14 protein-coding genes are annotated in these 12,096 nt (G+C 68.4%); 10 read left to right on the top strand and 4 right to left on the bottom strand.

All coding sequences use genetic code 11. The features are described 5' to 3' along the window. Positions 1-472 precede the first annotated feature (472 nt). The 7 genes from LMA02_RS05785 to LMA02_RS05755 all read left to right on the top strand — a co-directional run bounded on the left by LMA02_RS05785 (position 473) and on the right by LMA02_RS05755 (position 7,787). Positions 473-1,498 (top strand): substrate-binding domain-containing protein, encoded by a 1,026-nt coding sequence (locus LMA02_RS05785; protein WP_228907231.1) that lies wholly within the window; start codon positions 473-475, stop codon positions 1,496-1,498. A 57-nt stretch (positions 1,499-1,555) separates the two neighbouring features. Further along, positions 1,556-2,584: an ABC transporter substrate-binding protein gene (locus LMA02_RS05780; RefSeq protein ID WP_228907230.1), complete on the top strand. Its 1,029-nt coding sequence runs from the start codon at positions 1,556-1,558 to the stop codon at positions 2,582-2,584. Between the two features lie 17 nt (positions 2,585-2,601). Further along, positions 2,602-3,426, top strand: a complete 825-nt coding sequence (locus LMA02_RS05775; protein ID WP_166723376.1) for an ABC transporter permease — start codon at positions 2,602-2,604, stop codon at positions 3,424-3,426. A gap of 10 nt (positions 3,427-3,436) precedes the next feature. Further along, positions 3,437-4,333, top strand: coding sequence for an ABC transporter permease (locus LMA02_RS05770; RefSeq protein WP_105787219.1), 897 nt, complete (start codon positions 3,437-3,439; stop codon positions 4,331-4,333). A gap of 24 nt (positions 4,334-4,357) precedes the next feature. Then, the gene (locus LMA02_RS05765) at positions 4,358-5,389 is read left to right on the top strand and encodes an ABC transporter ATP-binding protein (RefSeq protein ID WP_228907229.1); all 1,032 of its coding nucleotides are present in this window, start codon (positions 4,358-4,360) and stop codon (positions 5,387-5,389) included. Positions 5,390-5,427: 38 nt separating this feature from the next. Further along, positions 5,428-6,252, top strand: a complete 825-nt coding sequence (locus LMA02_RS05760) for a phosphodiesterase (protein WP_228907228.1) — start codon at positions 5,428-5,430, stop codon at positions 6,250-6,252. Between the two features lie 335 nt (positions 6,253-6,587). Further along, positions 6,588-7,787: an MFS transporter gene (locus LMA02_RS05755; RefSeq protein ID WP_228907227.1), complete on the top strand. Its 1,200-nt coding sequence runs from the start codon at positions 6,588-6,590 to the stop codon at positions 7,785-7,787. Positions 7,788-7,808: 21 nt separating this feature from the next. Here the strand turns inward: LMA02_RS05755 and LMA02_RS05750 are convergent, their stop codons facing one another. Then, positions 7,809-8,981: an EamA family transporter gene (locus LMA02_RS05750; RefSeq protein ID WP_228907226.1), complete on the bottom strand. Its 1,173-nt coding sequence runs from the start codon at positions 8,979-8,981 to the stop codon at positions 7,809-7,811. A gap of 173 nt (positions 8,982-9,154) precedes the next feature. Between LMA02_RS05750 and LMA02_RS05745 the strand changes: the two genes are divergently transcribed. The 3 genes from LMA02_RS05745 (at position 9,155) to LMA02_RS05735 (ending at position 10,109) form a co-directional block, all read left to right on the top strand. Continuing rightward, positions 9,155-9,367, top strand: a complete 213-nt coding sequence (locus LMA02_RS05745; protein WP_228907225.1) for a hypothetical protein — start codon at positions 9,155-9,157, stop codon at positions 9,365-9,367. Between the two features lie 110 nt (positions 9,368-9,477). After that, the gene (locus LMA02_RS05740) at positions 9,478-9,831 is read left to right on the top strand and encodes a type II toxin-antitoxin system RelE/ParE family toxin (protein ID WP_175762036.1); all 354 of its coding nucleotides are present in this window, start codon (positions 9,478-9,480) and stop codon (positions 9,829-9,831) included. Further along, a complete protein-coding gene (locus tag LMA02_RS05735) occupies positions 9,828-10,109 on the top strand; it encodes a helix-turn-helix domain-containing protein (RefSeq protein ID WP_228907224.1) in 282 nt (93 codons plus the stop codon). The genes LMA02_RS05740 and LMA02_RS05735 overlap by 4 nt, the downstream gene beginning before the upstream one ends. A gap of 43 nt (positions 10,110-10,152) precedes the next feature. Here LMA02_RS05735 and LMA02_RS05730 read toward each other — a convergent pair whose 3' ends face one another. The 3 genes from LMA02_RS05730 to LMA02_RS05720 form a co-directional block, all read right to left on the bottom strand. Continuing rightward, complete coding sequence (locus LMA02_RS05730) at positions 10,153-10,941, bottom strand: molybdopterin-dependent oxidoreductase (protein WP_228907223.1); 789 nt, start codon at positions 10,939-10,941, stop codon at positions 10,153-10,155. A gap of 29 nt (positions 10,942-10,970) precedes the next feature. Next, positions 10,971-11,603 (bottom strand): cytochrome b/b6 domain-containing protein, encoded by a 633-nt coding sequence (locus LMA02_RS05725; protein ID WP_228907222.1) that lies wholly within the window; start codon positions 11,601-11,603, stop codon positions 10,971-10,973. Positions 11,604-11,696: 93 nt separating this feature from the next. Next, positions 11,697-11,948 carry a pentapeptide MXKDX repeat protein gene (locus LMA02_RS05720; RefSeq protein ID WP_166725969.1) on the bottom strand — a complete coding sequence of 84 codons (252 nt, stop codon included), beginning with the start codon at positions 11,946-11,948 and terminating at the stop codon, positions 11,697-11,699. Positions 11,949-12,096: the final 148 nt, after the last annotated feature.

Below are 12,096 nucleotides of genomic sequence, written 5' to 3'. Positions count from 1 at the left end.
ACGGGGGGCGCCTAAGGCGCACGGGCGGCGATCACGCCCGCGCGCGACGGTGAAGGCATAGTCCAGCGCACGAACGGCATTGTTTCGACGATGCCGGCTTCGAAAGAAGCAGTGTGACGAAAATCCGCCGCCTTAATTGGCTTGCCGGTTCAAGTCCGGTCCCCGGCACCAAAATCACTTCCGTGTGATTCCACGAAGTTCCAAAGACCCGCGAGAAATAAGCCTCTCTCGCGGGTTTTTTAACATCCGCGCCCAAATCGATACGCAGTCGACGACCTCCACGCGACACCGTCATCGATTTCGTCCCGCGTCGCAGCATCCCCCGATACAATCACTGCGCCCTGCTGGCCGGGCGCCAAACGTCTGATGCTTGTATCGTATTTTTTACGAAACAGATGTCTGGTGAGTCATCGCGAAGTCACAAACATTTTCGATAATCCTTCGGTCGAAAACGTTTACATCGCCTAACTTCATGACCCCCACCATCAAGGATGTCGCCGCGCTCGCCGGCTTTTCGATCGCCACCGTCTCGCGCGCGATCAACGCGCCGCATACCGTCAGCCCCGCCACGCTGACGACGATCCGCACCGCCATCGACACGCTGCAGTTCCGCCCGAGCCCGCTCGGCCGGCAGTTGCGCGGCGAGCGCACGCGCCTCATCGGCGTCGTCGTGCCGACGCTGTCGAACCCGGTGTTCGCCGACTGCCTGCAGGGCATCGACGAACTCGCGACCGCGGCCGGCTTCAAGCTGATCCTGATGACGACCGAATACGACGAGGCGCGCGAGCGTCACGCGATCGAGACGCTGCGCGAGCAGCGCGTCGAAGGACTGATCCTGACGGTCGCCGACGCGGACACGCATCCGCTGCTCGACATGCTCGACCGCGATGGCCCGCACTACGTGCTGATGCACAACGACACGCAACGCCGCCCGTCGGTGTCGGTCGACAACCGCCGCGCCGCTTACGACGGCGTCCGCCTGCTGACCGCGCGCGGCCATCGCCGCGTGCTGATGCTGGCCGGCTCGCTCGCCGCGTCGGATCGCGCACGCCAGCGTCATCTCGGCTACGCGCAAGCGCTCGAGGAAGCCGGCGTCGCGACGCTGCCGCCGGTCGAAGTCGACTTCAACGCGGCCGAGCTGCCCGACGCGGTGCTCGCGCACCTCACGGCACAAGCCACGCGCCCCACCGCCCTGTTCTGCAGCAACGACCTGCTCGCGATGGTCGTGATGCGCGGCCTGCGCCGCGCGGGCTTCTCCATTCCCGACGATTTGTCGGTGCTCGGCTTCGACGGCATCGCGATCGGCGAGCTGCTCGCGCCGCCGCTCGCGAGCGTCGCGACGCCGAACCAGGACATCGGCCGTCACGCATGGCGACGCCTCGTCGAATGCATCGGCGGCGCGACGATCGAGCGCACGTCGCTGATCCTGCCGCACACGGTGCGCGACGGCGCGACGGTCGCGCCGCCGGCCGCCAATCTGCAATTGCACCAAGCCTGAATGAGTGTGCCGCGCGAGCGCGCGGCTAACTACCCTTACCCCGCCCGGAGACCGACCGTGTCCTTTCGCCTGACCTCGCTGCTGCGCGTGCTCGCCGCGCCCATCGCCTGCGCCGCGCTCGTCGCGTTCGCGCCCGCTGCCCACGCCGACGAATCCGCGATCTGCTACAACTGCCCGCCCGAATGGGCCGACTGGGCCGCGCAAATCGCGGCGATCAAGCAGAAAACCGGTATCCGCGTGCCGTTCGACAACAAGAACTCGGGCCAGGCGATCGCGCAGTTGATCGCCGAACAGAAGAGCCCGGTCGCCGACGTCGTCTATCTCGGCGTGTCGTCGGCGTTCCAGGCGAAGGACAAGGGCGTGATCGCGCCGTACAAGCCCGCGCACTGGAACGACATTCCCGCGAACCTGAAGGACCCGCAAGGCTACTGGTTCGCAATCCACTCGGGCACGCTCGGCTTCTTTGTGAACAAGGACGCGCTCGACGGCAAGCCGGTGCCGCGCTCGTGGGCCGATCTGCTGAAGCCCGAATACAAGGGCATGGTCGGCTACCTCGATCCGTCGAGCGCGTTCGTCGGCTATGCGGGTGCGGTCGCCGTGAACCAGGCGCTCGGCGGCAGCCTCGAGAACTTCAAGCCGGCGCTCGACTGGTTCCGCAAGCTGAAGGCGAACGCGCCGATCGTGCCGAAGCAGACCGCGTATGCACGCGTGCTGTCCGGCGAGATTCCGATCCTGCTCGACTACGACTTCGACGCGTATCGCGCAAAGTACAAGGATCACGCGAACGTCGAGTTCGTGATTCCGCAGGAAGGCACGATCGCGGTGCCGTACGTGATGAGCCTCGTGAAGGGCGCGCCGCACGACGCGAACGGCAAGAAGGTGCTCGACTTCGTGCTGTCGGACGAAGGCCAGAAACTGTGGGCCAACGCGTATCTGCGTCCGGTGCGCGCCCAGACGCTCGGCGCCGACGTCGCCGCGAAGTTCCTGCCGGCGAGCGAATACGCCCGCGCGAAACCGGTCGACTTCGGCAAGATGGCGGCCGGCCAGCAAGCGTTCGGCCTGCAATACCTGCAGGTGATGCAGTAAGCGGCTGGAACCACGCGATGCTCGATCTGACTTTCCCGCTGCGCTGGCGCGTCGCACTCGTCGCGCCGGCGCTCGCGGTGTTCGCCGCGTTCTGGCTGCTGCCGATGGCGGCGCTCGTGCACGTGTCCGCCGACGGCGCGTTCTTCACGCAGTACGCGACGCTGCTCGGCAACGCGCGCTACATGAAGAGCCTCGGCGAAACGGTTGCGTTGTCGGCCGGCGTCACGCTCGCGACGCTCGCACTGTCGACGATCTCGGGCCTGCTGCTCGCGCGCCGCGAATTCGCGGGCAAGCGCGTGCTGCTCGCGCTGCTCACGTTTCCGCTTGCGTTCCCGGGCGTCGTGGTCGGCTTCATGGTGATCATGCTTGCCGGGCGGCAAGGGCTGATCGGCATGCTGTCCGCGAAGCTGACCGGCGACAAGTGGGTGTTCGCGTATTCGGTTGCCGGGCTGTTCGTCGGCTACCTGTACTTCTCGATTCCGCGCGTGATCGTCACCGTGATCGCGGCCGCGTCGAAGCTCGATGCGTCGCTCGAGGAAGCCGCGCGCTCGCTCGGCGCGTCGCCGTGGCGCATCTTCGTCGACATCGTGCTGCCGGCGCTCGCACCGGGCCTGATCGCGGCCGGCGCGATCTGCTTCGCGACCGCGATGGGCGCGTTCGGCACCGCGTTTACGCTCGCCACCGACCTGAACGTGCTGCCGATGACGATCTACACCGAGTTCACGCTGAACGCGAACATCGCGACGGCGGCCGGCCTGTCGATCGTGCTCGGCATCGTCACGTGGGCCGTGCTCGCGCTCGCGCGCCGGTTCACCGGCCATACCGCCGCCGCCGCGGCCTGAGGATTCCTTCATGCAATCGCTTTCCGGTTCGTCCGCGCCGTCGCCGGCGCCCGCTCCGTCGCATGCGAACGGCGTCGCACGACGCGCGCCGCGCGTCACGGGCGCGCGCGCGATCGCCGCGCTGCAATGGAGCGTCACGCTGCTGCTGTGCGCGTTCCTGATCGTGCCCGTCGTGATGTCGGTGCTCGCGGGCCTCACCGTCAACTATTTTCGCGGGCTGTCGAGCGGCCTCACGCTGCGCTGGCTCGAACAGGTGTGGCAGCAATACCAGGGCTCGGTCGCGCTGTCGCTCGGCGTCGCGTTCGCGACGCTCGCGATCGTGCTCGCCGTCGGCGTGCCGGCCGGCTATGCGCTCGCGCGCAGCAAGAGCCGCGTCGCCCGCGCGATCGAGGAAGCGCTCGTGCTGCCGGTCGCGCTGCCGGGCCTCGCGTCGGCGCTCGCGCTGCTGGTCGTGTACGGCGGCTTCACCGCCTTCCGGATGAGCCTGTGGTTCATCGTCGTCGGCCACGTCGTGTTCACGCTGCCGTTCATGGTGCGCGCGGTCGCGGCCGTCGCCGCAGGTGCCGACCTGCGCACGCTCGAGGAAGGCGCAGCGAGCCTCGGCGCGTCGTTCGTCACGCGCTTCGTCACGATCGTGCTGCCGAACCTGCGCCCCGGCATCGTCGCGGGCGCGCTCGCAGTGCTCACGCTGTCGATCGGCGAATTCAACCTGACGTGGATGCTGCACACGCCCGACACGAAGACGCTGCCCGTCGGACTCGCCGATACCTATGCATCACTGCGTCTCGAAGTCGGCAGCGCCTACACGATCGTGTTCCTGCTGATGACGCTGCCGCTCCTCGTCGCGATGCAGTGGCTCGGCGTCGATCCGTCCGGCACGCGCGCGCTGAAGCGCCGCCCGCGCTGACCCTGTGCTGACTTTACCGATCCCATGAAACTCGATTCCACGCCCATCACCCTGACCCGCTGCGCGAAGACGTTCCGCGGCACGCGCGTGCTCGAACCGCTCGACCTGTCGATCGGCGCGGGCGAGACGCTCGTGCTGCTCGGCCCGTCGGGCTGCGGCAAGACGACGACGCTGCGCCTGATCGCCGGCCTCGACACGCCGGACGCCGGCGGCACGATCGCATTCGGCGGCGACGACGTAACCCCGCTTCCGATCGAGCGCCGCCAGGTCGGCATGGTGTTCCAGAACTACGCGCTGTTTCCGAACCTGACGGTGCGCGGCAACGTCGGCTATGGACTGAAGATTCGCAAGACCGAGCCGCGCGCGCTGCGCGAACGCGTCGACGAATTGCTCGCGATGATGCGGCTCGACGCGCACGCGGACAAACCGGTCGATCAGCTGTCGGGCGGCCAGCGCCAGCGTGTCGCGCTGGCGCGCGCGCTCGCGGTGCGCCCGCGCGTGCTGCTGCTCGACGAACCGCTGACCGCGCTCGACGCGAAGCTGCGCGACGTGCTGCGCCGCGAGATGAATGCGCTGTTGCGCGAGCTCGGCGTGACGACCGTGTACGTGACGCACGACCAGGCCGAGGCGATGGAGCTCGGCGACCGGATCGTCGTGATGGGCGCGGGCCGGATCGAACAGATCGGCACGCCACGCGACATCTACTACCGCCCGGCGAACCGCACGGTCGCGCAGTTCATCGGCACGTTGAACCGGCTTGCGGGACAATGGCGTGACGGCGCGCTCGTGACGACGGGTGGCGCGATCGTCACGCCGCACGCCGCCGACGAGTGGTTCTTCCGCCCGGAAGACGCGCAGCTCGCCGATCCCGCGCATGCGCCGCTGCGCGGTGCGATCGGCGCGTGCGCGTTCCTCGGCGAGCGCACGCGGCTCACGATCGAGCAGGCGGCGCCCGACGCGCTCGTGATCGACGTGCCGGGCCGCATCGAGCTCGCACGCGGCACGGCGGTGGGCATCGCGATCGCGGCGGAAGGCCTGATCGCGCTCGCCGCGTAACAGCGCCCCACGATAACCAGACATTCCGAGGAACGACGATGCTGCTTGCTCAAATCAGCGATCTCCACATCAAGCGTCCGGGCCAGCTCGCGTACCGGCGCGTCGACACGGCCGCCGCGCTCGCGCGCTGCATCGCGAAGCTGAACGCGCTGGTGCCGCGCCCCGACGCGGTGCTCGTCACGGGCGACCTGACCGATTTCGGCCACGACGACGAATACCGCCATCTGCGCGACCTGCTCGCACCGCTCGAGATTCCGTATTACCTGATGGTCGGCAATCACGACGATCGCGCGGGGCTGCGCCGCGCGTTCGCCGATCGCCCCGAATTGCAGGACGGCGAGTTCGTGCAATACGCGCTCGACGTCGGCGCGGTGCGCGTACTCGCGCTCGACTCGCAGGTGCCCGGCGCGAGCCACGGCGACCTGTGCGACGCGCGGCTCGCGTGGCTCACTGCTCAGCTCGACGCCGCGCGAGACCGGCCAGTGATCGTCGCGCTGCATCATCCGCCGTTCGTGTCCGGAATCGGGCACATGGACGCGCTGCGCCTCGCGCCCGACGCCGCCGCGAAGCTCGATGCGCTGCTGCGCGGCCATCCGAACGTCGAACGCGTGCTGTGCGGCCACGTGCACCGGACGATGTACACGCGCTTCGGCGGCACGCTCGCGTCTGCGGTGCCGGCGCCCGCGCACCAGGTTGCGTTCGACCTGCGCGCGGACGGGCCGTCGGCGTTTCGGCTCGAGCCGCCCGCGTTCGCGGTGCATGTCCATACGCCGGAGACGGGGATGACGTCCCATCACGTGTACGTGGACGAAGGCGACGGGCCTTATCCGTTCTATGAACCGAGCGGGGAACTGGTCGACTGACGACGCGCATCGCGCGCGCATGACGGGCGGCGGCGGCCCGTCGGAGCCCGTTGCGGCCGAGCGGCTCGGATAGCGGCCCGTCGAGCCCCGATCACGCCGTCCGCCTAGCCGCCTAGCCGTCTGGCCGCTTGGCCGCTTGGCCGCTTGGCCGCTTGGCCGCTTGGCCGTCTGGCCGTCTGGCCGCTTGGCCACCTGGCCACCTGGCCGCCCTGCCGCCCTCCCGGCATGATTCACGGTGCTCCGGTATGATCGGCACGCTCGATGGGCACCGGCCGCCTGCGCAGCCGACGCTGCGCCGCGCGCCACGCCGCCCCACTCCGTTCCCCGTTGCCGCCATGTCCGCCGCCTCCACCGACCGTCCGACCGACGCCGCCTCGCCCCACTACTCGCGCAGCCTGCTGTTGCTGCTCGCGACGATCGCGGGCGTGTCGGTCGCGAACATCTACTACAACCAGCCGCTGCTCGACAGCTTCCGCTCGGCCTTTCCCGACAGCGCGTCGTGGATCGGCGCGGTGCCGACCGCGACCCAGCTCGGCTATGCGGCCGGCATGTTCCTGCTCGCACCGCTCGGCGACCGTTTCGATCGCCGCGGGCTGATCCTGCTGCAGATCGCGGGCCTGTCGATCGCGCTGATCGTGGCCGCGGCCGCGCCGTCGCTGGCGGTGCTCGCCGCCGCGAGCCTCGCGATCGGCGTGCTCGCGACGATCGCGCAGCAGGCCGTGCCGTTCGCGGCCGAGATCGCGCCGCCCGCCGAGCGCGGGCATGCGGTCGGCACCGTGATGAGCGGCCTGCTGCTGGGCATTCTGCTGGCGCGCACAGCGGCCGGCTTCGTCGCCGAATATTTCGGCTGGCGGGCGGTATTCGGTGCGTCGGTCGCGGCGCTCGCCGCGCTGGCCGCGGTGATCGTGCTGCGACTGCCGCGCAGTTCGCCGACGTCGACGCTGTCGTACGGCAAGCTGCTCGGCTCGATGTGGCATCTGGTGGTCGAACTGCGCGGGCTGCGCGAGGCGTCGCTGACGGGCGCCGCGCTGTTCGCCGCGTTCAGCGCGTTCTGGCCGGTGCTCACGCTGCTGCTCGCCGGCGCGCCGTTCCATCTCGGTCCGCAAGCCGCGGGTCTGTTCGGCATCGTCGGCGCGGCCGGTGCGCTGGCCGCGCCTTACGCGGGCCGTTTCGCCGACAAGCGCGGCCCGCGCGCGATCATCTCGCTCGCGATCGCCCTGCTCGCGGCGTCATTCGTGATTTTCGCGCTGTCGGGGACGAGCCTCGTCGGGCTCGTGATCGGCGTGATCGTGCTGGATGTCGGCGTGCAGGCCGCGCAGATCTCGAACCAGTCGCGCATCTACGCGCTGAAGCCCGACGCGCGCAGCCGCGTGAACACCGTGTACATGGTGTGCTACTTCATCGGCGGCGCGCTCGGCTCGTCGGTCGGCGTCGCCGCGTGGCATGCATTCGGCTGGATCGGCATGTGCGCGGCCGGACTGCTGTTTACCGCGCTCGCCGGCTGGTTCCACCATCGCGGCGCACGGCGCGACTGACCTCCGCCGCGCGCACCGGCGTCACGCGCCGGCGCGCGACTCGGCCGGTTCGTCGGCGGGTGGCGGCGCGAACGCCTGAGCGGGGTCCATGACCGCGGCCGGGTCCACGACGGCGGCCGGTGTCGGCACCGCAAGCGGTATCGCGGAAGGCGCGAGGATCGGCGCCGGATCCGGCACAGCGGCCTGATCCGGTGCGAATGCCGCCCCCGCCGCCGAGCCGGTCGCCATGGCCTGCGAAGCGTCGGCCGCCGCGCGCGCCGCGGGACGGCGTGCGGGATCGAACAGGAACGACAGTCCGACGCTGCCGAGAATCGCGACCGTCGCGATCACGGTCGCCATCGTCACGGGCTCGCCGAGCATCAGCGCGCCGAGCGCGACCGCGACGATCGGGTTCACGTACATGCAGCTGCTCGCGATGATCGGGCTCGTGTGACGAATCAGGTAGCCGTACGCGACGTACGCCGCCATCGTGCAGAACACCATCAGGTACAGGAACGCGAACACCGGCGCCGCCGCGACCTGCTCGATGCGCTCGCCGAGCAGCCACGCGGCGAACGTGGACATCAGCCCGCCGAGACCGATCTGCAGCGACGTCGACAGGAACAGGTCCGACGGCAGCTTGAGCCGCGTCGACAGATGCGCGCCGCCCGCCCAGAACAGCGCGCCGGCCAGCACGCAGATCGTGCCGAGCGCCGAGTTCGCGGCGGCCGCGCCGCCCGAGTTCAGCACGACGATGCCGACCATCCCGAGCGCGACGGCCGACCACTCTCCCTTCGTCACCGGGCGCCCGGCGACCGCCGCGATCACGGTCGCGAACAGCGGCACCGTGGCGACCATCACCGCGGCCGAGCCGCTGCTGACCGTGCGCATCCCGAGCGCGATCGTGCCGGACGACAGCGCGACCAGCATCGTGCCGACGATCGCCGAGTTGCGGATTTCCAGCAGCGTCGGCCATTCGGGCTTGCGCCGCAGCGCGAAGATGAACAGGCCGATCCCGCCGAGCAGGTTGCGCAGCCCCGACAGCAGCAGCGGCGGGAACGACTGCAGCGCGAAATGCAGGCCGCTGTAGGTCGAACCCCAGACGAAATAGATGAATACCAGGGCCAGTGCGACCCGGCCGCCGCGGCTTTGCGGCAAGCGGATCCGGAACGGCAGGCGGGCGAGGAAATCGAGGAGGCGGTCGAGCGGTGTCATCGTTCAGCCTGCCCGCACGACGTGTCGCGCGCTCCGCTGAAAGACGCCGAAGAGATCGGCAAACGGCCCTGACGGGACCGGGAAGGCGCAGACAAACGTGCGGAACGACATGGCGGTGCGAACGGCGACGAATAAGAACCGGCGAGCGGCGGCAGAGGGTCACGAAAACGTGCGTGAACGGCTTCGTCCACGCAATGCTCGGCATTATGGCATCACGGATTCGAAAGCATCGTCAGACCCGTCTGAAAGGATATCGACTGACGTTTCGGCGCGACATTTTGGGGCCGCCGGACACGCTGAATGCGGGGCCGGATACGCGCTGCACGGGCGTCGCGGGCGCCGTCCTCAAACCCTTCCCGCGCGTCACGCTCGATACCTCGGCCTGATGGCCAGTCATGCGCTTCAGGTGTCGCTTCGCGCTTATCGTGACGATCGGCCTGCCGGTCCGGCCGCCGACGTTCCGTTCATTCGACCCGCACACCATTCATACAAAATTTTGTATAATTCAACCATTCTTCCGCCGAAGCCGGTTGTCTTCGTCGGCGGCGCCCTTGACGCGCTTCGCGGCTTTCCACTGCCCGCGCGCCGCGAAGCCGGCCACCAGATCGACCAGGTGCAGCGCGGTCTGGCGCCCGACGACTGGAAGCCGATGCGCACCGTCGGCCCCGGCGTGCGGGAAATTCGCCTGCGCGATGCGAGCGGCGCATTCCGGATCATCTACGTCGCGACATTCGCCGACGCGATCTACGTGCTGCACTGCTTCCGCAAGCAATCGGCGCGCACCTGCAAGGCCGATATCGAACTGGCCACCCGGCGCTATCGCGCGCTGACGATCGAGAGGAAACGATGAGCAACGAACGCTATACGAATGTCTGGGATGCAATCGAGGGCCAGCCGGCCGAGGCCGAGAACATGAAGCTGCGCTCCGAACTGATGATCGCGCTCAAGCAGCGCATCGCGCAGCTGGAACTCAGCCAGGCGCAGGCCGCGAAACAACTGGGCGTCACGCAGCCGCGCGTGTCCGACCTGCTGCGCGGCAAGATCAACCTGTTCGGGCTCGACGCGCTCGTGAACATGGCGTCGGCCGTCGGCCTGCGCGTCGATCTGCAGGTGCGCGACTCCGCGTAACGCATCGGGAAGCACGGCCGCCGGCGCGGGCGCGCCCCGCCGCTCACGATCCGCCGAACCAGTTGTACCCCTGGTCGACCCAGTAGCCGCCCGGGAACGTATCGGTCACGAAGATTTCCATGATGTGCTTCGGATTCTTGTAGCCGAGCTTGGTCGGCATCCGCAGCTTCATCGGAAAGCCGAATTCCGGCGGCAGGCGATGGCCGTCGTAGTCGAATGTGAGCAGTGTCTGCGGATGCAGCGCGGTCGGCATGTCGATGCTTTCGTAGTAATCGTCCGCGCATTTGAAGCCGACGTATTTCGCGTGCGTATCGGCGCCGACGCGCGCCAGAAACGCGCCGAACGGTGTGCCGCCCCAGCGCCCGATCGCGCTCCAGCCTTCCACGCAGATGTGCCGCGTGATCTGCTCCGCGTGCGGCAGCGCATACAGCTCGTCGAGCGTCCACACGCGCTTGCCCGTCACGCGGCCCGACAGCATGAGCCGGTACGTCGTCGCGTCGACGTGCGGCACGTCGTCGATGCCGTAGTACGCGTTGAACGGGAACGGCCGCGTAATCTCGGCTTCGGTATAGGTCGGCGCGAGCCGCTCGCCGCTGAAGATCCACGCCTGCACGCGATCGTTCAGCCGCGATACCCGCTCGAGAAACGTGTTGACCGACGCGTCGTCCTGCAGCGAGCAGCCGGTCAACATCGTCAGGCCGCCGAGCGTCAGGATGCGGCGGTTGAAGAGCCGCCGCGACGGCATCTCGAGCGTGCGGCGTACGTCGAGTTCGAGCGACTTGCGGTCGAGCGTCCAGCGCGAACGGTCGCGCGTACTTTCGGATTCCGACATGATGATCCCCTTTGCCCGCACGGTGCGGGTCAGCGTCCGCGCAGCATCGCGAGCAGCGAGCGCGGCACGCGCAACGCCATCGCGACGTGCACGATGACGAATGCGACCAGCAGCGACATCGCCCAGAAATGCACGACGCGCGCCATGTCGTAGCCGCCGAACAGCTCGCGCAGCAGCGGAAACTGCACGGACTTCCAGATGGTGAGCCCCGACAGCACCAGCACGACGAGGTCGACGATCGCGGTCAGGTATGCAGTGCGCTGCACCGCGTTGTAGACGCTGAGGTCGTCATGCGACAGCCGCCCGCGCAGTGCGGCACGCAGGTCGCGCCAGACGGACGCCGGCGTGACCGGCAGCAGCATGCGCGCGAAGCGCCCGGTCGTGATCGACATCGCCAGGTAGAACAGCCCGTTGCCGACGAGCAGCCACATCGCCGCGAAATGCCATTGCAGCGCGCCGCCCAGCCAGCCGCCGAGCGTGATGCCGTGAGGAAACGCGAACGGTGGATAGATCGGCGACGCGTCGTAGATGCGCCAGCCGGACAACACCATCAGGATGGCCGCGAGCGCGTTGAGCCAGTGGCTCACGCGCACCCACGCCGGATGGATCGGGCGCACGGGCGGTGACGCCGCGTCGCGACCGGTGGCGGGAACGGTTTGCATGGTGAAGCCTCCAGAGATGCGTGAATGATGCAAACGCACTCGATGAGCGGCGGCGGGCGACGCAATGCACGCACCGCCCGCCGCCCGCAGGCGTCAGTTCGACGGCGCCATTTTGTCGCTGGGCGTCCCCTTGCCCATTGCGTCGTGGCCCATCGCGTCCTTCTTCATCGCATGCTTCTTCATGGTGCCCTTCTTCATCGCGCCGTCCTTCGCCATCGCGTCGTGGCCCATCGCGTCCTTCGACATCGACGTGCCGTCCTTCGACATCGCATCGTTCTGCGCATGAGCGCTCACGGCAACCATTGCGAAAGCGGCGACACAGGCAACCAGCAATCCATTTTTCATGACATCTCTCCGGTACATGGGTTTAAGGAACCGAATAGACGCAGCATGATCCCGGAAATGACAGCCGGTTGAATATTTTTTTCGGCCGGCGTTTCCGGCAGGAATTGAATGGCCGCGATGCTGCACCGCTTCGCCGCGGCGGCCTTGC

The sequence above is a fragment of the Burkholderia sp. B21-005 genome (assembly GCF_020843965.1).
Taxonomy (GTDB): Bacteria; Pseudomonadota; Gammaproteobacteria; order Burkholderiales; family Burkholderiaceae; genus Burkholderia; species Burkholderia ambifaria.
The sequence above is the reverse complement of the archived record's forward strand: the minus strand, read 5'-3'. Positions and strand labels throughout refer to the sequence as shown.

Coding starts and splice junctions, on each gene's coding strand:
- LMA02_RS05785 (WP_228907231.1), top strand. CDS start 473: ATGACCCCCACCATCAAGGATGTCGCCGCGCTCGCCGGCTTTTCGATC.
- LMA02_RS05775 (WP_166723376.1), top strand. CDS start 2,602: ATGCTCGATCTGACTTTCCCGCTGCGCTGGCGCGTCGCACTCGTCGCG.
- LMA02_RS05770 (WP_105787219.1), top strand. CDS start 3,437: ATGCAATCGCTTTCCGGTTCGTCCGCGCCGTCGCCGGCGCCCGCTCCG.
- LMA02_RS05765 (WP_228907229.1), top strand. CDS start 4,358: ATGAAACTCGATTCCACGCCCATCACCCTGACCCGCTGCGCGAAGACG.
- LMA02_RS05760 (WP_228907228.1), top strand. CDS start 5,428: ATGCTGCTTGCTCAAATCAGCGATCTCCACATCAAGCGTCCGGGCCAG.
- LMA02_RS05755 (WP_228907227.1), top strand. CDS start 6,588: ATGTCCGCCGCCTCCACCGACCGTCCGACCGACGCCGCCTCGCCCCAC.
- LMA02_RS05750 (WP_228907226.1), bottom strand. CDS start 8,981: ATGACACCGCTCGACCGCCTCCTCGATTTCCTCGCCCGCCTGCCGTTC.
- LMA02_RS05735 (WP_228907224.1), top strand. CDS start 9,828: ATGAGCAACGAACGCTATACGAATGTCTGGGATGCAATCGAGGGCCAG.
- LMA02_RS05730 (WP_228907223.1), bottom strand. CDS start 10,941: ATGTCGGAATCCGAAAGTACGCGCGACCGTTCGCGCTGGACGCTCGAC.
- LMA02_RS05725 (WP_228907222.1), bottom strand. CDS start 11,603: ATGCAAACCGTTCCCGCCACCGGTCGCGACGCGGCGTCACCGCCCGTG.
- LMA02_RS05720 (WP_166725969.1), bottom strand. CDS start 11,948: ATGAAAAATGGATTGCTGGTTGCCTGTGTCGCCGCTTTCGCAATGGTT.